17 protein-coding genes and 1 tRNA gene are annotated in these 23,845 nt (G+C 70.2%); 15 read left to right on the forward strand and 3 right to left on the reverse strand.

The genetic code is table 11. The annotated features are described in order from the left end of the window. Positions 1–264 precede the first annotated feature (264 nt). The 11 genes from E4V01_RS19140 to E4V01_RS19190 all read left to right on the forward strand — a co-directional run bounded on the left by E4V01_RS19140 (position 265) and on the right by E4V01_RS19190 (position 14,821). Entirely contained in the window at positions 265–1,584 is a 1,320-nt protein-coding gene (locus E4V01_RS19140) for an N-acetylmuramoyl-L-alanine amidase (protein WP_060770966.1), read from the forward strand. Between the two features lie 406 nt (positions 1,585–1,990). Further along, the gene (locus E4V01_RS19145; RefSeq protein ID WP_060770967.1) at positions 1,991–4,408 is read left to right on the forward strand and encodes a penicillin-binding protein 1A; all 2,418 of its coding nucleotides are present in this window, start codon (positions 1,991–1,993) and stop codon (positions 4,406–4,408) included. Between the two features lie 281 nt (positions 4,409–4,689). Next, positions 4,690–5,802 (forward strand): dimethylsulfone monooxygenase SfnG, encoded by a 1,113-nt coding sequence (sfnG, locus tag E4V01_RS19150; protein ID WP_135299416.1) that lies wholly within the window; start codon positions 4,690–4,692, stop codon positions 5,800–5,802. Between the two features lie 196 nt (positions 5,803–5,998). Then, the gene (locus tag E4V01_RS19155; RefSeq protein ID WP_060770969.1) at positions 5,999–7,258 is read left to right on the forward strand and encodes an SfnB family sulfur acquisition oxidoreductase; all 1,260 of its coding nucleotides are present in this window, start codon (positions 5,999–6,001) and stop codon (positions 7,256–7,258) included. 200 nt (positions 7,259–7,458) lie between these two features. Beyond that, complete coding sequence (locus E4V01_RS19160; RefSeq protein ID WP_135299417.1) at positions 7,459–8,577, forward strand: hypothetical protein; 1,119 nt, start codon at positions 7,459–7,461, stop codon at positions 8,575–8,577. A 134-nt stretch (positions 8,578–8,711) separates the two neighbouring features. Continuing rightward, on the forward strand, positions 8,712–9,362 hold the full coding sequence (gene paoA, locus E4V01_RS19165; RefSeq protein WP_060770972.1) for an aldehyde dehydrogenase iron-sulfur subunit PaoA: 651 nt from the start codon (positions 8,712–8,714) through the stop codon (positions 9,360–9,362). A 13-nt stretch (positions 9,363–9,375) separates the two neighbouring features. Then, positions 9,376–10,350 (forward strand): xanthine dehydrogenase family protein subunit M, encoded by a 975-nt coding sequence (locus tag E4V01_RS19170; protein WP_135299418.1) that lies wholly within the window; start codon positions 9,376–9,378, stop codon positions 10,348–10,350. Positions 10,351–10,363: 13 nt separating this feature from the next. After that, entirely contained in the window at positions 10,364–12,598 is a 2,235-nt protein-coding gene (locus tag E4V01_RS19175; RefSeq protein ID WP_135299419.1) for a xanthine dehydrogenase family protein molybdopterin-binding subunit, read from the forward strand. Between the two features lie 126 nt (positions 12,599–12,724). After that, a complete protein-coding gene (locus E4V01_RS19180) occupies positions 12,725–12,979 on the forward strand; it encodes a hypothetical protein (protein WP_135299420.1) in 255 nt (84 codons plus the stop codon). Between the two features lie 109 nt (positions 12,980–13,088). After that, positions 13,089–14,429 carry an NCS2 family permease gene (locus E4V01_RS19185; RefSeq protein WP_135299421.1) on the forward strand — a complete coding sequence of 447 codons (1,341 nt, stop codon included), beginning with the start codon at positions 13,089–13,091 and terminating at the stop codon, positions 14,427–14,429. A gap of 188 nt (positions 14,430–14,617) precedes the next feature. Next, a complete protein-coding gene (locus E4V01_RS19190) occupies positions 14,618–14,821 on the forward strand; it encodes a hypothetical protein (RefSeq protein ID WP_135299422.1) in 204 nt (67 codons plus the stop codon). On the opposite strand, the gene E4V01_RS19195 is transcribed toward E4V01_RS19190, so the two are convergent. After that, positions 14,810–15,841 (reverse strand): LLM class flavin-dependent oxidoreductase, encoded by a 1,032-nt coding sequence (locus E4V01_RS19195; protein WP_135299423.1) that lies wholly within the window; start codon positions 15,839–15,841, stop codon positions 14,810–14,812. The two genes, E4V01_RS19190 and E4V01_RS19195, sit on opposite strands and share 12 nt — an antisense overlap. A gap of 582 nt (positions 15,842–16,423) precedes the next feature. Between E4V01_RS19195 and E4V01_RS19200 the strand changes: the two genes are divergently transcribed. Continuing rightward, positions 16,424–16,648 carry a hypothetical protein gene (locus tag E4V01_RS19200; RefSeq protein WP_135299424.1) on the forward strand — a complete coding sequence of 75 codons (225 nt, stop codon included), beginning with the start codon at positions 16,424–16,426 and terminating at the stop codon, positions 16,646–16,648. A 137-nt stretch (positions 16,649–16,785) separates the two neighbouring features. On the opposite strand, the gene E4V01_RS19205 is transcribed toward E4V01_RS19200, so the two are convergent. Beyond that, positions 16,786–17,955: a hypothetical protein gene (locus E4V01_RS19205; RefSeq protein WP_060772347.1), complete on the reverse strand. Its 1,170-nt coding sequence runs from the start codon at positions 17,953–17,955 to the stop codon at positions 16,786–16,788. Between the two features lie 414 nt (positions 17,956–18,369). Between E4V01_RS19205 and E4V01_RS19210 the strand changes: the two genes are divergently transcribed. The 3 genes from E4V01_RS19210 to E4V01_RS19220 all read left to right on the forward strand — a co-directional run bounded on the left by E4V01_RS19210 (position 18,370) and on the right by E4V01_RS19220 (position 22,478). Then, complete coding sequence (locus E4V01_RS19210; RefSeq protein ID WP_135299434.1) at positions 18,370–20,028, forward strand: glucan biosynthesis protein D; 1,659 nt, start codon at positions 18,370–18,372, stop codon at positions 20,026–20,028. Between the two features lie 62 nt (positions 20,029–20,090). Continuing rightward, the gene (gene mdoH, locus E4V01_RS19215; RefSeq protein ID WP_135299425.1) at positions 20,091–22,253 is read left to right on the forward strand and encodes a glucans biosynthesis glucosyltransferase MdoH; all 2,163 of its coding nucleotides are present in this window, start codon (positions 20,091–20,093) and stop codon (positions 22,251–22,253) included. A gap of 135 nt (positions 22,254–22,388) precedes the next feature. Next, positions 22,389–22,478 (forward strand) — tRNA-Ser (locus tag E4V01_RS19220). Positions 22,479–22,484: 6 nt separating this feature from the next. Here the strand turns inward: E4V01_RS19220 and E4V01_RS19225 are convergent. Then, positions 22,485–23,552, reverse strand: a complete 1,068-nt coding sequence (locus E4V01_RS19225; protein ID WP_193763236.1) for a site-specific integrase — start codon at positions 23,550–23,552, stop codon at positions 22,485–22,487. Between the last annotated feature and the right edge of the window lie 293 nt (positions 23,553–23,845).

Raw genomic sequence — 23,845 nt, forward strand, 5'->3', positions numbered from 1 at the left:
GAACCGGCAGACCACAACCGGAGACCGCCCCACGGGCTTGAACCCGGCGAAACCCGTCGGGACGGCGGAACTCCCGTCGGGATGGCAGGGGAGGTGGAGGGGGATGGGGATGGCAGGGGAGGGGGAGGGCAGGACACGGGTGGCGACAGGCAGTGTCGCTCCGGCACAACAGCGGCGCCGGGATCGGCGGGGGCGAAGTGAGGAACGGTTAACCATCTCGGCCGTATCTCGTATCGGAGGCTTCCCCGGACCCTTGGCCGCCCGATGCCGCACAGCACCCGCCTGCCCCGCACCGGACTCGTCCGCCCCATCGCCGTCCTCGCGCTCGCGGGCGGCCTGGTGCTGGCCGCCGGCCCCGCGCCGGCTCAAGACGGCCCCGGCAGCCAGCAGCCCGGCGGCGCGGCGGTGGCGATCGCCGCCGAGACCGCGACCCGGGACGGCACGACCCGGCTCACCCTCACCCTGTCGAAGGCGGTCGAGGCCCGCGCCTTCGTGATGGAGCGGCCGGACCGGGCGGTGATCGACCTGCCCGAGGTCAATTTCCAGCTCGATCAGGAGCCGGGCAAGATGAGCGGCCGCAAGCGCGACGGCGCCATCGCCTCGTTCCGCTACGGCCTGTTCGCCCCGGGCCGCTCGCGCATCGTGGTCGACCTCGCCGGGCCCGCCGTGGTCGAGCCGATCGAGACGGTCAAGACCCGCGAGGGCGCGGTGCTGGTCTCGATTCCCTTCCGCAAGGTCGATCGCGACACCTTCCGCAAGGCGGCGGTGGCGGGCGATCCGAGCCCGGCCGCCGCGGGCAAGGCCGCGCCCGTGCGCGAGACCGCCGACACGCGCCCGCTCATCGTCATCGATGCCGGCCACGGCGGCACCGATCCCGGCGCCATCGCCGCCACGGGGGTGTTCGAGAAGGACATCGTGTTCGGCTTCGCCCAATCCTTTGCCGAGCGCCTGGAACAGACCGGCCGCTACCGCCTGCTGATGACCCGCGACCGCGACGTGTTCGTGCCCCTGGCCGAGCGGGTGCGCATCGCCCGCGAGGCGAAGGCCGACCTGTTCGTCTCGATCCATGCCGATTCGATCTCGGCCGCACCCCAGGTGAAGGGCGCCACGATCTATACCGGCTCGGAGCGGGCGACCGACAACGAGTCCGCTAAGCTCGCCGAGCGCGAGAACCGGGCCGACGCCGCCGCCGGCACCGAATCCGGCGAGGCCCCGGCGGAGGTCGCCGACATCCTCCAGGAACTGACCCTGCGCGAGACCCGCGGCTTCTCCTCGGGCTTTGCCGGCCGGCTGATGGGCCAGCTCTCCCCGGTGATGGAGATGAGCACGAAGCCCCACCGCGAGGCCGGCTTCAAGGTTTTGCGCTCCCCCGACGTGCCCTCCGTGCTGATCGAACTCGGCTACCTGTCGAGCAAGAGCGACCTCGAGAAGCTGCAATCGGAAGAGTGGCGCATGCGGGTGACGGGTTCGATGGCCAAGGCCGTGGACCTGTTCTTCTCCGGCCGGGCCACGCTTTCGCGTCCGGCGGCGTTCGGAGCGCGCTCCGCCGAGAACGGGAAAAGCGCGATCGCGTTCCGACCCTGAGGAGCCGGACACGGCTCCACGGCGCGAAGCGCGCCTCGGCCTTTGCCGAGGCGTCGAGCGGAGCGAGAGCCCAGGGAACCGAGACGGCCCGCGGAGGCGGGCGCCGGCGACTGAGAGTGCCTCACAAAACTCCCGGTCTCCGACCGTTCCCGTTCTGGCGATGACAGCGCGGCGGGCGTTTCGTGAGAAACACTGAGGCGGACAAAAGCTTAAGGGGATCGCTTTCGAGCGGTCCCCTTGCATCGCCCCAGTTTCACCATAGAGCCGGTGTCGATACGGGGCTCGACGAGCCCCCCGTCCGCCTGACAAGAGGCGCGGCCACGCGGGGCCTCACCAGTGCCCGCGGCAGGCCCTCGCGCTTGGCCTTCATCGGCGCGCAGCGGACGAGCGACGGAACGGACCCCGGATGCGTTTCATCCTGCGATTCTTCGCCTTCCTGTTCTCGGCCGGCGCGGTGGTGTTCTGCCTCGCCGCCGCGGTCGGCGCGTTCTTCTACTGGAAGTACAGCCAGGACCTGCCCGACCACGCCGCGCTCGCCAATTACGAGCCGCCGGTGATGACCCGCGTCCACGCGGCGGACGGCTCGCTTCTGGCCGAATACGCCCACGAGCGCCGGCTCTACCTGCCGATCCAGGCGATGCCGAAGATCGTCGTCGCCGCCTTCCTCTCGGCCGAGGACAAGAACTTCTACAAGCACGGCGGCATCGACCCCGAGGGCATCGTCCGCGCGATCCTCACCAACGCCCAGTCCGGCAAGAAGCAGGGCGCCTCGACCATCACCCAGCAGGTGGCCAAGAACTTCCTGCTCTCGGCCGAGCAGACCTACGACCGCAAGATCAAGGAAGCGCTGATCGCGCTGCGGATCGAGTCGGCCTATTCGAAGGACAAGATCCTCGAACTCTACCTCAACGAGATTTTTCTCGGCACCATCGTCCCCGGCCGCAATCTGCACGGCGTCGCGGCGGCGGCCCTGGATTACTTCGGCAAGTCCGTCCACGAGTTGACGATCAACGAGGCGGCCTATCTCGCCGCGCTGCCGAAGGGGCCGAACAACTACCACCCCTACCGGCGCACGCAGCAGGCGCTGGCGCGGCGCAACGAGATCATCGGCCTGATGGCCCAGAACGGCTACATCACCGCCGAGGAGGGCACCGAGGCCAAGAAGCAGCCGCTCGGCGTCAACCCGCGCGTCGCCTTCCCGAACGCGGCCAACGCCAACTACTTCACCGAGGAGGTCCGCCGCGAGATCTCCGAGCGCTACGGCCAGAGCAAGCTCTACGAGGGCGGCCTCTCGGTGCGCGCCACCCTCGACCCGAAGATGCAGGCGCTCGCGCGCAAGGCGTTCATCGACGGCCTCGTGCGCTACGATCAGGGCCGCGGCTGGCGCGGGGCCGAGCATAAGGTCGATCTCACCGGCCGCGACTGGGGCCTGGCGGTGGCCGAGATGCCCGCGCTCGGCGACATCGCCCCCTGGCGCCTCGCCGTGGTGCTGAACACCAATGGCGGCGTGGCGCAGATCGGGCTCCAGCCCAAGCGCGAGGCCGGCGGCGCCCTCTCGAAGGAGCGCGAGACCGGCGCGATCACCGCCGAGGGCGTGAAGTGGACCGGCCGCGCCGTCGCCACCGCGGTCAAGCCCGGCGACGTGGTCTATGTCGAGGCGATCGATCCGGCCAAGGGCACCTACCGCCTGCGCCAGAAGCCCGAAGTGTCGGGCGCCATCGTCGCGATGGACCCGTATACGGGGCGCGTCCACGCCATGGTCGGCGGCTTCTCGTATGAGGAATCCGAGTTCAACCGCGCGACGCAGGCGATGCGCCAGCCCGGCTCGTCGTTCAAGCCGATCGTCTACTCGGCGGCGCTCGACAACGGCTACACCCCGTCCTCGGTGGTGCAGGATGCGCCGATCACCATTGAGGCCGGCCCCGGCCAGGAGGCGTGGTCGCCCTCGAACTACGACGGCAAGTCCGGCGGTCCGCACACCCTGCGCTACGGCATCGAGCACTCGAAGAACCTGATGACGGTGCGGCTGGCCAAGGATATCGGCATGCCGCTGATCGCCGAGTATTCGCGCCGCTTCGGCGTCTACGACGACCTGCTGCCGGTGCTGCCGATGTCGCTGGGCGCCGGCGAGACCACGGTGATGCGCATGGTCACCGCCTACTCGATGCTCGCCAACGGGGGGCGCCGCATCCGCCCGACCCTGATCGACCGCATCCAGGACCGCACCGGCGAGACGATCTACCGCCACGACAACCGCAAATGCGTCGGCTGCGACGCGGAGAAGTGGTCGGGCCAGGACGAGCCCAAGCTCGTGGACGAGTCCGAGCAGGTGCTCGACCCGCTCACCGCCTACCAGATGGTCTCGATCATGGAGGGCGTGGTCCAGCGCGGCACCGCAACCCTGCTCAAGCAGATCGGCAAGCCGCTCGCGGGCAAGACCGGCACGACGAACGACGCCAAGGATGCGTGGTTCGTGGGCTTCTCCCCCGATCTCGCGGTCGGCGTCTATCTCGGCTTCGACAAGCCGCGCTCGCTCGGCGACCGGGCGACCGGTGGCGGGCTCGCCGCCCCCATCGTCCTCGACTTCCTGAAGGTGGCGCTCAAGGACAAGCCGCCGACCCCGTTCCGCGTGCCGGCGGGGATCAAGCTGATCCGCGTCAATGCGTCGTCCGGCACCCGCGCCGGCTCGGGCGAGGGCGGCGGCACGATTCTGGAGGCGTTCAAGCCCGGCACCGCCCCGCCGGACTCCTACGTCGCCCCGGCCGCCCCCGCCGCGGTGCCGCCCGATGCCGGCGCCGCCGCCCAGGCCGGCGGCGTCTACTGAAGACCCGCCACCACGATCCGCGATCGACCGAGAGCCGCCCCGACCGGGCGGCTCTTTTCGTTTCGGAGGGGTCTCGATGGCGGATCGTATTCAACGACAACGTTCTTCGCCCGGATGCCGTACGATGAAGAACGAGCTTTCGCGATGAGCTGAAAAAACGCCCAATCATTCCTTTGACGATAGCTTGTTCCGCAGCAATGATCTGACACAACAAGATGATGAAGCCGAAAAAACCGCATTCATCTCGAACTGTTCCAGATCAAAGCGAGCGCCGCGCCACCATGTCGCTTCAAAACCCGTCCTCCGCCTCCGAACCGATCCGCTTCGCCTACTGGGTGCCCAACGTCTCGGGCGGCCTCGTCATCAGCAAGATCGCGCAGCGCACGAGCTGGGACGCGGACTATAATCGCAAGCTCGCGCAGATCGCGGAGGCGGCGGGCTTCGACTACGCGCTGACCCAGATCCGCTTCACCGCCGGCTACGGTGCCGAGTACCAGCACGAATCGGTCGCCTTCAGCCACGCGCTGGCCGCCGCCACGACCCGGCTGACGGTGATCGCCGCGATCCTGCCCGGCCCCTGGAACCCGACGCTCGCGGCCAAGCAGATCGCCACGATCGCCCAGCTCACGGAAGGACGGATCGCGGTCAACATCGTCTCGGGCTGGTTCTCCGGCGAGTTCCGGGCGATCGGCGAGCCCTGGCTCGACCACGACGAGCGCTACCGCCGCTCGGAGGAGTTCATCCGGTCCTTGCGCGGGATCTGGACGCAGGACGCCTTCAGCTTCCGCGGCGATTTCTACCGCTACACGAACTACACCCTGAAGCCGAAGCCGGGGCCGAACCTGCCGGAGATCTTCCAGGGCGGCTCCTCGCGCGCCGCCCGCGACATGGCCGCCCGCGTCTCCGACTGGTATTTTACGAATGGCAACACGCCCGATGGCGTGCGGGCGCAGGTCGAGGATCTGCGCGCCAAGGCCCAGGCGAACGGCCATTCCGTGAAGGTCGGCGTCAACGCCTTCGTCATCGCCCGCGAGACGGAGGAGGAGGCCCGCGCCGTCCTTCAGGAGATCATCGAGAATGCCGATCCGGACGCGGTGAAGGCCTTCGGCCACGAGGTGAAGAACGCCGGCAAGGCCTCCCCCGAAGGCGAGGGCAACTGGGCAAAATCCAGCTTCGAGGATCTCGTCCAGTACAACGACGGCTTCAAGACCAACCTGATCGGCACGCCCGACCAGATCGCCGAGCGCATCCTCGCCCTCAAGGATGCCGGCGTCGATCTCGCCCTGCTCGCCTTCCTGCACTTCCAGGAGGAGGTGCAATATTTCGGCGAGCAGGTGATCCCGCGGGTCCGCGCGCTGGAAGCCGCCCGCGAGCGCCGGGCCGAGGCAGCCTGACCTTCACGCTCGTCCCACCCGCATCCTCATCCTGAGGTGCTGCGCAGCCGCCTCGAAGGATCCTCCGGCTCCCGCGCGATCCCCGGAGGATCCTTCGAGGGCGACGCTCCGCGCCGCCACCTCAGGATGAGGGGAGAGGGTGGGACGCGGCTCTTCCGATCACCTCCCACTTCCCTCAACCGACGGAGACCGCTCCATGACCATCGCCGTCAATCCCACCACTGCCGAGGCCGGCAGCCGGCCGCAGGGCGTGCCGGGGCCTGCCCGCCCCGCGACCCCGGCCCATGTCATCCGCGACGACGCCGAGGCGATCCGCATCGCCCACGAACTGGCGAAAGAATTCCGCGAGGGCGCTTCGGAGCGCGACCGCACCAACGCCCGCCCGCTCGCCGAGCTCGACGCCTTCTCCCAGAGCGGCCTGTGGTCGATCAACGTGCCGCGGGCCTATGGCGGGCCAGAGGTCTCCTACAAGACGCTGGCGCAGGTGATCGCGATCATCGCCGCCGCCGACCCCTCCATCGCGCAGATCGCGCAGAACCATCTCGGCATCGTCGCGGCGGTCCGCACGGTCTCCGATCCGGAGCAGCAGGCGCTTCTCTTCGGGCAAGTCCTGAAGGGCACCCGCTTCGGCAACGCCTTCTCCGAGCGCGGCACCAAACGGGCCGCCGAGTTCGAGACCCGCTTCACCGATCACGGCGACCACGTCATCGTGCGCGGCCAGAAGTTCTACTCGTCGGGCGCGCTCCTCGCTCATCTCGTGCCGATCGTCGCCCTCGATGCGGAGGGCCGCGCCTGGTACGCCATCGCCGAGCGCGATGCGCCAGGCCTCACCGTGATCGACGACTGGTCGGCCTTCGGCCAGCGGGGCACGGCCAGCGGCACCGTCATCATCGAGGATGTGCGGGTGGAAAAAAGCCACCTCGTGCCGGGCTACCGCGCCTATGAAGCACCGCGGGCCGATGGCGCCATCTTCCAGATCATCCAGGCCGCCGTCGATGCCGGGATCGGCCGCGAGGCGCTCGACGACACCATCGACTTCGTGCGCGAGAAGGCGCGCCCCTGGATCGACAGCGGTGGGGAGCGGGCCTCCGACGACCCCTACACCATCCGCAGCATCGGCGACCTGACGATCCGCCAGCACGCGGCCGAAGCCCTGCTCGACCGGGCGGGGCTGGCCATCGACGCCGCGCTGGCAAACCCGACGGCCGAGAGCGTGGCCGCGGCCCAGATCGCGGTCGCCGAGGCCAAGGTGCTGACCACCGAGACCGCGCTCGCCGCCGCCAACACCCTGTTCGAACTCTCCGGCACCCGCTCGACGCTGGCCGAGCACAACCTCGACCGCCACTGGCGCAACGCCCGCACCCACACGCTTCACGATCCCGTGCGCTGGAAATACGCGATCATCGGCAACCACGCGCTGAACGGGGTGAACCCGCCGCTCCACGCCTGGAGCTGAGAACCGCGGCGGGCAGCTTGCACGCCCCGTCCGCTCGTTCGATCCTCGGGGCCGGACGACGGACGGAGCCGGAACCATGGCGCGCCACACCGGGCAGTGGTGGCCGCTCCACGAGGGTAAGACCCTGGCGGAAGCCTTGCACATTCTCGAAACCGATGGCGTCCTGTTCCCCCATTGCTGAAGAGCACGGAGGCGGAGCGGTGAGCGAATACCAGTACTACGCCTTCCAGGCGGTGGACCGGCCGCTCTCGAAGGGCGACCGGGCGGCCCTTCGCGCGATCTCGACGCGAGCCGAGATCACCGCCACGACCTTCGAGAACCATTACGAGTGGGGCGACCTCAAGGGCGATCCCAAGGCGTTCATGGACCGCTGGTTCGACGTCCACCTCTACCTCGCGAACTGGGGCACCCGCCGGCTGATGCTGCGCCTGCCCAAGCGGCTGATCGACCGGGCCACGCTGGCGCGCTTCGTCGGCGCGTACGACGGCGCCACGCTGCACGCCTCTGGCGACACCCTGATCCTCGACATCACGCACGATCCCGAAGAGCCCGACGACGAATGGCTCGACGACGGCAGCGGCCGGCTCGGCGAGTTGGCGCCCCTGCGGGCCGACCTCCTCGCGGGCGACCTGCGGATGCTCTACCTCGTCTGGCTGATGGCGGCGGAAGCGGGCGCGCTCACCGACGACACGCCCGAGCCGCTGCCCGGCCTTCGCCCACTGACCGGGGCGCTCGCCGCCTTCGCGCAGTTCTTCGGGATCGACGCGGATCTCGTCGCGGCCGCGGCCGAGCGGAAGCCGGCCGCTTCCGACGCCGCACCGAAGGCCGCGCGGGCGGCGGTCGAGGCCCTACCGGAGGCCGAGAAGACCGCGCTGCTCCTGCGGGTTCTGGACGGTGACGGGCTGGTCGGCACGGAACTGCGCCGCCTCGCCCGCGTCCCGGCCGACGAAGACGGCCCCCGGCGCACGCTGGGAACGCTGCGGGCGCGGGCGGCGGCGATCCGCGCGGCGCGGGCGAAGGCGGAGGCCGAACGGCGCGAGGCCGAGCGGCAGCGTCAGGCGAAGGAGGCCGAGAAGGCCCGCCGGGCCCGCGTCGCCGCGGTGATGGAGTGGGGCGAGCGGGCATGGCAGGAGGTCGAGGACGAGGCGGAACGGCGCAACGCCTCCGGCTACGACCGGGCGGCCCAACTCCTCGGCGACCTGAAGAGCATCGCCGAGGACGCCGGCACCTCGGATGCGTTCCGTAAGCGCATCGCCGGGATCCGCGAGCGCCACGCCCGCAAGCCGCGCTTCATCGAGCGGCTCGACGCGCTCCGATAGCGAGCCTGCGCCATAGGGGCGCGGCGCTAGATCGGATCAACTTGAGCGCTGTCGCGTTCCGCCTGTCAGATTTCGATCCATTCCAGACTGGCCGCCACAAGCGGCCGGTCCGGATGCGCGGGACGGCAGGCCTGATGACGGACCATTCGACGAGAGACCGGCGCTTCGATCCATCGCGCCGCACGGTGATGGGAAGCTGCGCCGCGCTGGCGACACTGGGGGCTTCCCTGCGCGGCCGGGCGGAGGCCGCCCCGGTGGCGGTCGATCCGCAGCCGCAGACCATGCCGGTCTCGCTGGAGATCAACGGCACCCGGCATAATCTCACCCTCGACACCCGCACGACCCTGCTCGACGCGCTGCGCGAGCATCTCGACCTCAACGGCTCGAAGAAGGGCTGCGACCACGGCCAGTGCGGCGCCTGCACGGTGCTGGTGAACGGCCGGCGCATCAATTCCTGCCTCTCCCTCGCCGTGATGCACGAGGGCGACAGCGTCACCACGATCGAGGGGTTGGCGGATGGGGACAGCCTGCACCCGCTTCAGGCCGCCTTCCTGCACCATGACGGCTACCAGTGCGGCTACTGCACGCCGGGCCAGATCTGCTCGGCCAAGGGCATGCTCTCCGAGCTCGAGGCCGGCTGGCCGAGCCACGTGACGGGCGACCTGACGCAGAAGGCCTCGCTCACGGACGAAGAGATCCGCGAGCGGATGAGCGGCAACATCTGCCGCTGCTCGGCCTATCCCAACATCGTCGCGGCGATCCGCGACGCCAGCACCAAGATCTGAGGAGGCGAACCCCATGAAGGCTTTCGCCTATGAGCGTCCCGCCACGGTTCAGGACGCCGCGCGCCTTGCCGCCGAGCGGCCCGGCGCCCGCTTCATCGCCGGCGGCACCAACCTGCTCGACCTGATGAAGCTTCAGATCGAGACGCCCGCCACCCTGATCGACGTCAACCGCCTGCCGCTCGCCGAGGTGACCGATACCGACGACGGCGGCCTGCGCATCGGCGCGCTGGTGCGCAATTCCGATCTCGCCGCGCATCCGCGGGTGCGCAAGGATTACGCGGTGCTGGGCAAAGCCCTGCTCGCGGGCGCCTCGGGCCAGTTGCGCAACAAGGCGACGACCGCCGGCAACCTGCTCCAGCGGACCCGTTGCTACTATTTCTACGACACGACCAAGCCCTGCAACAAGCGCGAGCCGGGCTCGGGCTGCGCGGCCATCGGCGGGTTCAACCGGATCATGGCGGTGCTGGGGGCGAGCGACGCCTGCATCGCCACCAACCCCTCCGACATGAACGTGGCGATGCGCGTCCTCGACGCCACCGTCGAGACGGTCGATCCGCAGGGCGCGCGGCGCAGCATCGCCATGGCAGACTTCCACCGCCTGCCCGGCGACACGCCGCAGATCGAGACCGACCTGAAGGCCGGCGAACTCATCACCGCCGTGACGCTCCCCAAGCCGGTCGAGGGCGTGCACCTCTATCGCAAGGTCCGCGATCGGGCTTCTTATGCCTTCGCCACGGTCTCGGTCGCCGCGATCATCGCGAAGGGCGAGGGCGACAAGCCGAAGCTGGCCAAGCTCGCCTTCGGTGGGCTGGCGCACAAGCCCTGGCGGGTCGCGGCGGCGGAGGCCGCCTTGGTCGAGACCGGCTCGGCCGATGCCGCTTCTGAGCGGGTGCTGGACGGCGCCCGCGGCCAGGGCTCCAACGACTTCAAGATCCCGCTCACCCGCCGGACGCTCCGCGCCACCGTCGCCGAAGCCCTGCGCGCCTGAGGATTCTCGCTCCATGGATATGAACCAGCCGATCGGCGCGACGCCCCTCGACGGCAAGCCGGACGGGCTCGTCGGCCGTCCCATCGACCGCATCGACGGGCGCCTCAAGGTCACGGGCGCGGCGCCCTACGCCTACGAGACCCGTGACCTGAAGAACCCCGCCTACGGCTTCCTCGTCGAAGCCGGCATCGCCAAGGGCCGCATCCGCAGCCTCGACGTCTCCGCGGCCAAGCGCGCGCCGGGCGTGCTGCTCGTGATGACCCACGAGAACGTGCCGGAGCAGGGCGAGAAGAAGGAGCAGGTCTACCCGCAATTGCAGGGCACCGAGATCCGCTTCCACGGCCAGCCCATCGCCTTCGTCGTCGCGCAGAGCTTCGAGCAGGCCCGCGCGGCGGCCGCCCTCGTGCGGGCCGAGTACGATGTCGAGAAGCCGGAAGCCTCGCTGAAGGCGGCACGGCCCGCGGCGATCGAACCGAAGCCGGCGCAGACGCCGCCCGATTCCAAGCTCGGCGATTTCGACGGCGCCTTCGCCGGCGCCCCGGTGAAGCTCGACGTGGAATACACCACCCCGGTGCAGATCCACGCGCAGATGGAGCCGCACGCCACCATCGCCTCATGGGAGGCGGGGCCGGACGGCGAGCGGGTGACGCTCTACACCGCCAACCAGATGCTCAACCGTGGCCAGGCCTCGCTGGCCTCGGTCTTGAAGCTCAAGCCCGAGAACGTGCGGCTCGTCTCGCACTATATCGGCGGCGGCTTCGGCTCGAAGCTCCAGCCGCAGCCCGAGGCGACGCTCGCCGCGCTGGCCTCCAAGAGCCTCAAGCGCCCGGTGAAGGTGGCCCTGACCCGCCAGCAGGAATTCCACGTCGCGACGCACCGCACGGACACGATCCAGCGCATTCGGCTCGGTGCCGACGAGAACGGGCGGCTGACCGCGATCGCCCACGAATCCTGGTCGGCGACCGCGCCGGGCGACGTCTTCTACGAGACCTCCGCCGTCGTCACCCGCTCGCTCTACGCGGCGCAGAACCGCCTGACCCGGCACCGGCTCGCCAACCTCAACGTGCCCATCGCCTCCGCCATGCGGGCGCCGGGCGAGGCGGTCGGCCAGCTCGCTTTCGAATGCGCCATGGACGAGTTGGCCGAGCAGCTGAAGATCGACCCGATCGAGCTGCGCATCCGCAACGAACCCGAGCAGGACCCGGAGAAGAAGGTGCCCTTCTCCACCCGCCAGCTCGTCGCCTGCATGCGCGAGGGTGCCCAGCGTTTCGGCTGGGACAAGCGCGGCGCTGTCGGCGCCACCCGCGACGGGCAGTGGCTCGTCGGCATGGGCATGGCCGCGGCCTCGCGCCTCAACCCGCTGATGCCCTCCCAGGCGAGCGTGCGGCTCAACCCCGACGGCACCCTCACCGTACGGATGGCGATGACCGATATCGGCACCGGCACCTACACCATCCTGGCCCAGATCGCGGGCGAGATGATGGGGCTGCCGATCGAGCGCATCCGCGTCGAGATCGGCGACACCGCCTATCCGAAGGCGGCGGGCTCGGGCGGTTCGTTCGGCGCGGGCTCGGCCGGCTCGGCCCTGTTCGTGGCCTGCGACAACCTCCGTCAGGCCCTGGTGCAATCGGCCGGCATGAGTTCCGAAGCCGTTTTCGCCGACGGCCGCGTCACCGCCGGCAACCGCTCGGAGGACCTGACGTCCCTGGCCGGGGCGCAGGGCGTCGAGGCCAAGGGCGAGATCAAGCCGGGCGCGATGAAGGAGAAGTATTCCCAGCACTCCTTCGGTGCGCATTTCGCCGAGGTCGGGGTCGACGCCGACACCGGCGAGATCCGCCTGCGGCGGATGCTCGGCGTGTTCACCGGCGGGCGCATCCTCAACCTGAAGACCGCCCGCTCGCAGGCGCTCGGCGGCATGATCTTCGGCATCGGCGCCGCCCTCATGGAGGCGGCCGAGACCGACACCCGCTACGGCTATTTCGTGAACCACGATCTGGCCGAGTACCACGTGCCGGCCCACGCCGACGTGCCGGCCATCGACGCGGTGTTCCTGCCCGAACTCGACGACAAGGCGAACCCGCTCAAGAGCAAGGGGCTCGGCGAGGTCAGCATCTGCGGCGCCGGGGCTGCGCTCGCCAATGCCGTCTACAACGCCACGGGCCTGCGCATCCGCGACTACCCGCTGACGCTCGACAAGGTGCTCGACGGCTGGAACGAGCGGGAGGGCGCGGTCCAGCGCCGGACCTGACCCCCTTCGCGATAATCCCACGCGCACGGCACCCGGATTGCGGAGCGTGATCCGGGTGCCCATGTCGGAATCACCGTTCCTGCGACCGTCCTCCGACGGGCTCGGGCCTGAATCTAAGTCCCCTCCATGACCCGTTTTCCGATGCTCGGCGCGCTCGTCCTTAGCGGTCTCTGCCTTGCCGGCCCCGCGACGGCGCAGGCTTTCCCGAACGACGAGGCATCGGTGCGCTACCGGCAGCTCATTCAGCAGCTTCCGCCCTCCGAGCGCCCGCGTCCGCACGATCCGCGCTGGACCACGAACGGGCTCAGCCCCAGCGTCGGACGCTTCGGCCTGCCCTTGTCAGGCCCGGCCGCCCGCGGCGGGATGACGGCCATTCACTGAGCGTTCGGGCGGGGCACGGCGCGCTGACGCGCGGCCGGTGACTGGATTGCTTCGCGGACCCTTGCGATGACGGTGCGGAACCGCTCATCCGGGAAGGGGCTGTGAGGCGATGGACACCAAGCAGGACACGGCCGCCGCGCCGCCGAACCTGTTGGAGCGCCTGTTCAAGCTCCGCGCGCACGGCACCACAATCCCCACCGAACTGCTGGCGGGGCTGACCACCTTCCTCACCATGGCCTACATCGTCTTCGTCAACCCGAGCATCCTCGCCGATGCCGGCATGCCGAAGGGCTCCGTCTTCGTGGCGACCTGTCTCATCGCCGCGCTCGGCTCAGCCGTGATGGCGTTCGTCGCCAACTGGCCGGTGGCGCTGGCGCCGGGCATGGGACTCAACGCCTACTTCGCCTACGTCGTCGTGCAGGGCATGGGCTATACGTGGCAGGCAGCGCTCGGGGCGGTGTTCATCTCGGGCCTCTGCTTCCTCGTCGTGACGCTGACGGGCCTGCGCGGAATCATCGTCGCGGGCATCCCGCGCTCCATGCGGATCGCGCTCACCGTCGGCATCGGCCTGTTCCTGGCGATCATCGCGCTCAAGAACGCGGGCGTGGTGGCCGCCAACCCCGCCACCTTCGTGACGCTGGGTGATCTGCGCCAGCCGGGCACCGTGCTGGCCGCGCTCGGCTTCCTGATGGTGGCGGTGCTCTCGGCGCGGCGGATCAAGGCGGCGCTGCTCCTCACCATCCTGACGGTGACGGGCCTGAGCTTCGTCTTTGCCGGCAACGCCTTCCAGGGCATCGTCTCGGCACCGCCCTCGCTGAGCCCGACGCTGTTCGCCCTCGACATCCCCGGCGCGCTGACCGGGGGGCTCGTCAACGTCATCCTCGTGCTGTTCCTGGTCGAACTGTTCGACGCCACCGGCACGCTGATGGCGGTGGCCAACCGCGCGGGGCTCCTGCCGGAGACGGGGCGCTCGGCCGCGCTCGACCGGGCGCTGATGGCCGATTCCGCCGCGATCTTCGCCGGCTCGCTGCTCGGCACGTCGAGCACCACCGCCTATCTCGAGAGCGCCGCCGGGGTCGAGGAGGGCGGACGCACCGGGCTCACCGCCGCGACCGTGGCCGTGCTGTTCCTGGCCTGCCTGTTCTTCGCGCCGCTCGCCGGCTCGGTGCCGGCCTACGCCACGGCGCCGGCCCTGTTCTACGTCGCCTGCCTGATGCTGCGCGACCTGACCGCGCTCGATTGGGACGACCTCACCGAGGTGATCCCGGCCTGCGTCACCGCCCTGCTGATGCCCTTCACCTATTCCATCGCCAACGGCGTCGCCTTCGGCTTCATCACCTATGCGGTGCTCAAGGCCCTGACCGGCCGCGCCCGCGAGGTGAAGCCGGTGGTGTGGGTGATCGCCGCCGTGTTCCTGTTCAAGTTCGTCGAGACCGGCGGCGCGCATTGAGCGTGTCGGCCGGCCCGCGCGGCGCTCGGGCGAAATTCCCCTCCGCCCTTCCGACGGGATCGAGCGGACCGGGGATGGGACCGCGCGCCGCCGCGCGGGCGGTGGCACGATCCGTCAACGAATTCGCGCCACGATGGACGGCGTCCAGACCCGCCGGGTTCGGACGACACCGGCCCTGGATACCGGCCATGATCAAGCGCACCGGCCTCGCGATCCTTCTCGGCCTCGGTGGATTCGCCCTCGGCAGCCTCATCGCGCGGATGACGGAGAAGGAGGGTACACGCCCCGTCGCGGCCGCGGAGCCGCCGCCGGCCCTGCGTCACATCACCCAGATTCCCCCGCCGCCCGCTCCCGACAAGCCCACGAGGGACGTCGTCCGCTCAGGCCGCTGAGCGCGCGGGCAGGGCTTGCGCCGCCAGGGCGCCATGCGCCTCGGCGAGGATCGCGTAGGAAGCGAGCCGCGCCTCGTGGTCGTAGAGGGCCGAGGCCACCATCACCTCGTCGGCGCCGGTCTCGGCCACCAGCGCCTCCAGCCCGGCGCGCACGGTCTCGCGGGAGCCCACCAGAGCGCGCGCCAGCATCCGCGAGGCCTGCGCCTTCTCCGCCGGGCGCCAATACGCCTCGATGTCGTCGATCGGCGGGGGCAGGAGGCCGCGGGTGCCGCGCACCAGCCGGGTGAATTGCTGCTGCACCGTGGTGAACAGGTGCCGCGCCTCCGCATCGGTCTGTGCCGCGACGACGTTGACGCCGACCATGGCGTAGGGCCGCTGCAACTGCTCGGACGGCTGGAAGCGGGCGCGGTAGGCCGCGAGTGCCGGCAGCAGCGCATCGGGCGCGAAATGCGAGGCGAAGGCGTAGGGCAGGCCGAGCATGCCGGCGAGCTCCGCCCCGAACAGGCTCGAGCCGAGGATCCACAGCGGCACCTTGAGCCCCGCGCCGGGCACCGCCTGAACCGACTGCTCCTCCCGCACCGGGCCGAACAGAGCCTGCAATTCGAGCACGTCCTGGGGAAAGCGCTCCGCCGACTCGTAGTCGCGGCGCAGCGCGCGCAGCGTCAGACCGTCCGTGCCCGGCGCCCGGCCGAGCCCGAGATCGATCCGGCCCGGATACAGCGATTCCAGCGTGCCGAACTGCTCGGCGATCACCAGCGGCGCGTGGTTGGGCAGCATGATCCCGCCCGCGCCGACCCGGATGCGATCCGTGCCCGCCGCCACGTGGCCGATCACCACCGCCGTGGCGGCGCTGGCGATGCCGACCATGTTGTGGTGCTCGGCGAGCCAGAAGCGGCGGTAGCCGAGCCCCTCCGCATGCCGGGCGAGGCTGACGCTGTTGGCGAGCGCCTGCCCCGGCGTGGCGCCCTCCGGGATGAAGGCGAGATCGAGGACGGAGAGGGGAGGCAGGGAAGAGGACATCAGGCAGTCACGCACCTTTGCTTCGCGCCCGCGGGGGCGGAACAATCTGTTTCCCCTCGTTGCGGACAGATCGGGTGCAGGACGCCCCGGCGCAAGGAACGGGACCGCGCCAGGCCGCCGCGGCCCGCGGCGGGCGAGAGGGCGGATAAGGGAAAGAAAGGGGCTTGCGCGCGGTGCGCGAACCGTCCTAGCCTCTCGTCATCGGCGCTGCGGCGCCGCCCTGAGACAAGGAGGTCGGCCATGAGACATCACGGCATCACCGGCTCCCCCACGCGCACCGCCGACGCGGATCAGGACACGCCACCCAACCAAGATCGGCAGGGATAGTGGCTCCCTGAACGCTGCGACAGGTCGAGTTCCCCCGCCGGTCCGAGGGCGAGGCGGCAGCTCCCATCGCGCGCGAGAGTGTGGCCCCTGCAAAAGCCCGTCGGCGAAAGCCGGCGGGTTTTTTCATGCCAGAACGGAACGCCTGCCCAATCGCCCGGCAGGCAAGCGAAATTTCCACCACATCGCGTTGTCTTCACCATCGCGGCTCAAGGCTTGCACGAGGGTCTCCGAACGCTGCTCGGAGACCGGCACCGGATGCCTCTCTTTCATTTCGAGCTATGCCGGAACGGCCGGACGGTCGGCCGGACGGAAACGCGCGACTGCCCGGATTGCGGCATGGCCTTCCGCGCCGCCCGCGACATGATCCGCACGTTGCGCGAGGGCGAGACCCTGCCCGACGGCGCCCGCGAGCACACCCTGCGGGTCAGCTACGTCGATCACTCGACGCTGTTCGACCTGCCGTTCAACCTGGGGATCTGAGAGCGTTTTCGGTTGATCGGTTCGGCCGGCTGGTGCCCCCCTCTCCCCGCCGGGCGGGGAGAGGGGAACACGCAGACACAGCCGACGTGATCGGCCGAAACGGTAGGAGACGGCACCCTGTACCTGAGTGCTGGCAGTCAGCCCTTCCAGTTCTTGAGCGCGGCGAACGGGCTGCCGGACAGGTCCGGGGGCGGGGGGTTGAGCACCGGCTCGACCTGGGCGACCGCGTCCTCGCGGGAATGCGCGCTGCCCTGGGGCAGCTTGCCGCCGGCCGCGTCGCGGTGGCCGCCGCCGCGGAAGGCGCGGGCGCCGTCGAGCGCCGTGCCGTCGACGGAGCGGAACGAGAGCGTGCCCGCCCGCTGCACGTTGACGACCCGCTTGGCCCGGCCCGCCTCCATCACCTGATCGGAGACCCGCTGGAAGGTGCCGGAATCGAGGCCGAAGGAGAGCAGCGTGCCGTCCGACAGGCGGTGGAACAGCGCGTCCGAGCGGGCGAGCGCCCGGGCGAGGCGCTGGCGCGCGGTCAAGGTCGGATCGTCGCCGGCCTCACCGGCAAGGAGGCCATCGACGAGGCGGGCGCGCAACTCGCCCGAGCGGCGCTCCAGTTCCGCCGGGGTGGAGCCCGCCCGCAGCAGGCCGGCCGCCGCCATCAGCAGATCGGAGACGAAGCGGTCGTGCCAGGGGTGGCTCGCCGGCACCAGGGTCGAGACGCTGTCCCAGAACATCTCGTCGAGGGCGAGCCCACCGGCGAAGGCGGGTTCGCCCTTCTTCCACAGGTCGAGCGCCTCGACCGACTCGATCAGCGCCGCGAGGTCGGCCGCCGCCGTCTCTCCGGGCACCTTCGGCTCGGGCGCGTAGAGGGCGCGCTGGTCATGGGTCATCCGCGTGGCGCAATGCGCCTCGTCGATGAGCACGAACACCTCCGGGTCGCCGAGATCCGCCCGCAGCAGCCCCGCGCGCTCCGGATCGGGCGCGGTCTCCAGGTTCTGGCGCTTGAGCTGATCGATCGAGGAGGCGTGGTGATCGAGCACGACGAGGCGGTGATGCGTGCCCTCCGCCCGGCCGCGGTTCATCGCGGCGAAGCGGCGCAGGAAGGCGATGGTCGGCTCCTCCAGCCCGAGATCGGTCATCAGCAGCGTCTCGGAAGCCGCCGCGCCGCGCAGGCGCTTCAGCTCGTCCTCCACCACCGGGCCGACATCGGAATAGCGGGCGACATGCACCACCCGCGTCACGTCCGCGAAGGCGGCGGCCACCGTCGAGGCGCCGTAGCCGTCGAGGTCGTGGTGGGTGATCTGCGTGACAATCATCGGCAGAATCATCGTCTCATAGGCTGGACAGGAGGCTCGCGGGACGCGAGACGGCGGGCACCGCTGACGCGGCGTGCGAGATCGCAAGCCTCTTACGCTGGCCGGCACCGGAAGGTCCACGGGCCTTCGTCTCGTCCGGGCTCGGTGCCTGCTTCGCCGCGGCGCATCGCCCGGAAACGCAAATGGCTGCAGACGTGCAGCGAAGTCTCAGGCAAAGCCGGCAACCTTAACGCCCGGTTCAGGCGTTGAGATCCTATCTGCGACCGTTCTTCACCCCGAGAACGCTCCGAGACGAACAGTGCCTCACGAAACGACCGGTCTCCGATCGTCTCCCCTCCGGGCCCAGCGGCGCAGCAGGCGTTTCGTGAGAGACGCGATGACTTTGAGATGATGACCGTGAGAGCCGACGAGGGAATGACGCATCCGACCGACCTTTCGACTCGCGTTTCGACCGGCAATGCGGGTCCGGCGCCGATCGACCGCCGCCGGCTCCTCGGCGGGGCCGCGGCCGGCGCCGCCCTGGCCCTGCTGCCCGGCCGGGCGGGGGCGCAGGCCGCACCGCCGGCCCTGCCCGCGGCGGGCGCGCCCTTCTCGGATGCCACCGTGCCCGACCTCGCCCGGGCGCTCGGCAACCGGCCCTTCGTGGCTCAGACCACGAACGACGTCCCCGACGCGCTCAAGAACCTGTCGCGGGAAGCCTACGAGGCGATCCGCATCCGGCCCGAGGCGCTGATCTGGGGCGGCGAGCCGCACGGTTTCGCGGTCGAGCCGCTGGCGCGCGGCTTCTACTTCACCGACCGGGTCGCCCTGTTCCTCGTCGAGGACGGCGTGGTCCGTCCCGTCGTCTACGACCGTACGCATTACGACGCGGGCACGGAGGCGGGGGCGGCGGCCCTGCCGGAGTCCGGTCGCGAGCCGGGCTTTTCCGGCCTGCGCATCCGCGCGCGCTTCGGCGAGCGGCACCAGGATTTCGCGGTGTTCCAGGGCGCCTGCTTCTACCGGCTGGTAGGGCAGGGCCAGGAATTCGGCGTCGATGGGCGCGCGCTGATGCTGCGACCGGCCGACCCGCGCGGCGAGGAATTCCCCCGCTGGCGCGCCCTGTTCGTGGAGCGCCCGAAGACGCCCGACGGCCCGCTGGTGATCCATGCCCTGATCGATTCCGACTCGCTCGCCGCCGCCCTGCGCCTGGAACTGCGCCCCGGCGAGACCTCGACGGCGTCGGTCACCGCCACCCTGGTCACCCGCAAGGCCGTCGATCACCTGGGCTTAAGCGGCATGCAGGCACCGTTCCTGTTCGGCCCGCACGACCGGCGTGGCGCGGACGACGCCCGGGCCGCGGTCTACGCCGCGGGCGGGCTGCAGATCCGCAACGGCGGCGGGGAGGCGATCTGGCGCCCGGTGCGCAACCCGGAGACGCTCCAGATCTCGGGCTTCCTCGACAACCGCCCGCAGGGCTTCGGCCTGACGCAACGGGACCGGTCCTTCACGACCTTCGAGGATGACGGCCACCACTGGGAGCGTTGCCCCTCGCTCTGGGTCGAGCCGGGCGAGCCTGCCGGTGCCGCCGAGGCAGGCGCCGAGGGCCTGTGGGGGGAGGGCGCCGTGACGCTCCTCGAGATCCCGAGCGATTCGGAAGTCAACGAGAACGTCATCGCCTATTGGCGGCCGAAGGCGGCCCTGCCCGCGGGCCAGGAGGTCCGCCTCGCCTACCGGCAGAACTGGGGCCGCGAGCAAGCCCCGACATCGCCGCAGGGCGGCCCGCTCGCGCGGGTCACGAGCACGCGCAGCGGCCGCGGCACCGCCAATCCCCGGCGCCTGTTCCTCGTCGACTTTACCGGCGACGGGCTGTTCGCCGCCGAGGGCGCCGTCGTGCCCGTCGAGACGGTGCTGATCGCCGGCCCCGGCCGGATCGTCGAGGGTGCGACCCGCTGGATCGCCCATCCGGAGACCCGTACCGTCCGCGTCGCTTTCGAACTCGATCCGGGCAGCGAGCGGGCCTGCGAGTTGCGTCTTGCCCTCAAGACGGAAGGGCGACAGATCACGGAAACGTGGCTGTACCGCTGGACGCCGTGACCTCTTCCCGGACCTTTGCCGGCCCCTTGCCAGCCCCTTGCTGACCCCTCGCCGGAGCCACGATGCCCGATACCGCCGATAGCGCCTCGACCGTAATGGACCGCCCCGTGGCGCACCAGGCCGAGGCGCGGCCCGCCCCGGCCTCCATGCCGCCGCGCGCAAGGCTGGCGATGCCGGTGCAGGATCTGCGCACCCCGCCCGCGACGCGCCGCGACGGCGGCGGCGGGCCGCTGGCGGCACGCCTGTTCGTGTTCGGCGGGGCTGCGGCCCTCACCGCCTACGGCGCGTGGCAGATGTACGAGGTGATCTCGGTCTCCGGCGGCGCGACCTGGCTTCAGTACGTGCTGCTGGTGCTGTTCGTCCTGAACTTCTCCTGGATCGCGCTGGCCTTCACCGGCGCGCTCCTCGGCTTCGCGACGCTGCTGCTGCGGGACAAGGCGGCGCCGCGTCCGGCGAGCCTTTCCACCCGCACCGCCATCGTCATGCCGGTCTACAACGAGGGCAGCGCCCGGGTCTTCGCCGGGCTCCAGGCGATGCACGAGGAGGTCGAGGCCACCGGCCTCGGACGCCATTTCGACTGGTTCGTGCTCTCCGATTCGACCCAAGCCGACGCCTGGGTCGCCGAGGAGCGCGCGTTCCTGGATCTGCGCGCGGAGCTCGGCCCCGAAGCCCGGCTCTACTACCGCCACCGGGCCAAGAACCATCACCGCAAGGCCGGCAATATCGGCGACTTCGTCACCGGCTGGGGTGCCGCCTACGACCACATGCTGGTGCTCGACGCCGACAGCCTGCTCACCGGCGACTGCATCGTGCGGCTCGCCGCCGCGATGGAGGCCGACCCGCAGGCCGGCATCATCCAGAGCCTGCCGCTCATCATCAACCGCAACACCCTGTTCGCCCGGCTCCAGCAATTCGCCGCGCGCATCTACGGCCCCGTCATCGCCACCGGCCTCTCGGTCTGGTCGGGCCGCGACGGCAATTACTGGGGCCACAACGCCATCATCCGGATGCAGGCCTTCGCCGAGGCCGCCGGCCTGCCGGACCTCAAGGGCCGCCCGCCCTTCGGCGGCCACATCCTCAGCCACGATTTCGTCGAGGCGGCACTGATCCGCCGCGCCGGCTGGGGCGTCACCATGCTGCCGCGGCTGGAGGGCTCCTACGAGGAGAGCCCGCCCTCGCTGATCGATCTCTCCGTGCGCGACCGGCGCTGGGCGCAGGGCAACCTCCAGCACGCCCGCGTCATCGGTGCGGCGGGCCTCGCGCCCGCCTCGCGCCAGCATTTCGCCACGGGCATCGCCGGCTACGTCGCCTCGCCGCTCTGGCTCGCCCAGCTCGTGATCGGCATCATCATCGTGCTGCAGACCGCCTGGGTGCGCCCGGAATACTTCTCCGCCGAGTTCGGCCTCTATCCGGTCTGGCCGCGCTTCGACCCGGTGCGCGCGCTCCAGCTCTTCGCCCTGACCATGGGCATCCTGCTCGCCCCGAAGTTTCTGGGACTGATCCTGGCGCTTCTGGACGGCGAGACCCGGCGGGCCAGCGGCGGGGCCGGGCGCCTGACCTTGTCCTTCCTGATCGAGATCCTGCTCTCGGCGCTGATCGCGCCGATCGCGATGCTGGTCCAGTCGGGCTCGGTGTTCCAGATCCTGGCCGGGCGCGACACCGGCTGGAACCCGCAGCGCCGCGACGACGGCTCGATTCCCCTCTCGGACATCGTGCGCCGCCACCGCTGGCACACCGGCCTCGGCCTCGTCACCGGCGTCGCGGCCTTTGCCATCGCCACCTCCCTGTTCCTGTGGATGTCGCCGACGATCCTCGGCCTCGTGCTGGCGATCCCGCTCTCCTGGGCGAGCGGGCAACTGGCGTTCGGGCTCGCGCTGAAGCACCGCGGCCTGCTGGTGACGCCGGAGGAGCAGACCCAGCCGTCCATCGCCCGCCGCGCCGGCGAACTCGCCCGCCGCAACGAGGCCCGCGGCTTCGACGATACGGACGCGCTCGCCGCGCTCCACGCCGACCCGCCCCTCGCCCACGCCCACGCAATGATGCTGCCCGAGGGCACGCCCCGGCCGCGCGGGACCATCGACGCCGACCACACGCTCGCCCGCGCCAAGATCGTGGAGGCGGAAACCCTGACCGAGGCACAGGCCTGGCTCACGCCGAAGGAGCGCTTCGCCCTCCTCCACGACCGTGCCCTCCTCGACCAGCTCACCCGCCTTCGGCCAGCCTGAGCCCGGTTCTCCGCCGCCGCCATGCGCACCCGCGCCGCCCCGATCCGCGCATCGATACATTGACGCTGATCCCCAGGGGGCCATAGACAAGCCTGTGACGCCACGGCGCGCATGATCGCGCGCCTTCGCGGATGGGGAAGGGTGGCCGAGTGGTTTAAGGCAGCGGTCTTGAAAACCGCCGTGGGGGCAACTCCACCGTGGGTTCGAATCCCACCCCTTCCGCCAATCAAATCAAGCACTTAACCGATCGTCGGCCTCGTCATTGCCCTCCGACACCGCCTTTGGCGTGCCGGGTTTTGTGCCGTACTTCGCCATGGCCTCGTGCAGGTGGGCGGTGATCATGTGGGCGTAGCGCATCGTCATCGTCACCGTGCGGTGGCCGAGAATCGCCTGTAGCGCCGGAAGGTCGGCCGTCCGCTGGAGGAACTCTGATGCGAAGCGGTGCCGCAGATCGTGGCACCGCCACTCCACGCCTGCCCGGACCGCCAGGTTGCGGTACTGGCTGGAGAAGCTCGTGTACCTGCGGCCGGGTCCGTTCCAGAACACGTAGGTGCTGGTCGGATGCCGGGGTGTGCCGAGAAGTGTGCCGAGCGCCTCGTCGCTCAACGGCACCACGCGCGGTGCCGATGTCTTGGTCTTCACGAGACGGACCTCGCGACGTGGGATCGAGACCTGTGACCACTCCAACGACACGGCCTCCTCCTGGCGCATCCCGGTTTGCGCCAAGAACAGGACGATGCGCCCCACCATCGGGGACGCTCGCTCGACGAGCCGCCTGACGTCGGCGTCGCTCGGGTACGAGGTACGGGGAGGCGCCTCCTTGAGGTGATGCTTGTCGAACGCCTTGACCGGGTTGCTGTCGATGTAGTCCCAGGCCACGGCGCAGGAGCACACTCCGCTCAAGGTCGCGAGGTCGCGCCGGATCGTGGCCCCGGTGGCGCCACCTCTACGGCGTGTGGTCACGAACTCACTGATGCGGGTCTTGTTGATCTCGTCGAGCAGCAGCGGCCCGAAGACGGCGTCGAGTTGCCGGAAACTCGTCCCGTAGCGCCGCTGGGTGGCCGCCTTCAGAGTGGGCATGACCTCGACGCAGAACCGTTCCAACGCTTCCTGATAGGAGCGTCTCGGACGGCCCCCGCGATCGAGCCGCCGATGCTCTTCAAGGACCTGGGCAAGGTACTGCTGGGCGACCGTCTTCGAGGATGTCCGTGCGCTCTTCCTGATCTCCCGGCCATGCCACTGGAACCTGATCCAGTAGGTCTCCGCACCCTTCCGGCCACGCTTGTAGACCCCCGCCACCCCAAACCCTCGCGCTGATCGTCCTGCAAGGATCGAGCAGAGCATGGATCGGGAATCGCGCAAGCGAATGGTGGGCGGAAGGGGTACTGAACGTTGCCAGACGTTCAAACGTTGAACCGGTCTCCCAGAAAGCACCTCTCTGGGGTCAGTGATGCACGAGGTCTCAGGCGTTACAGGGCTGTTTGCGGTGTCGGAGTAGGTCTCCAGATCAGACGCCCGACCATCAACCCGAGCCGCCGCGCGGCCAGTGCCGCCATCACCATCCAGCCCACTGCCAGCCATACGGCTTGAAG

It is taken from the genome of Methylorubrum sp. Q1 (genome assembly GCF_004683995.1).
Classification (GTDB): Bacteria; Pseudomonadota; Alphaproteobacteria; order Rhizobiales; family Beijerinckiaceae; genus Methylobacterium.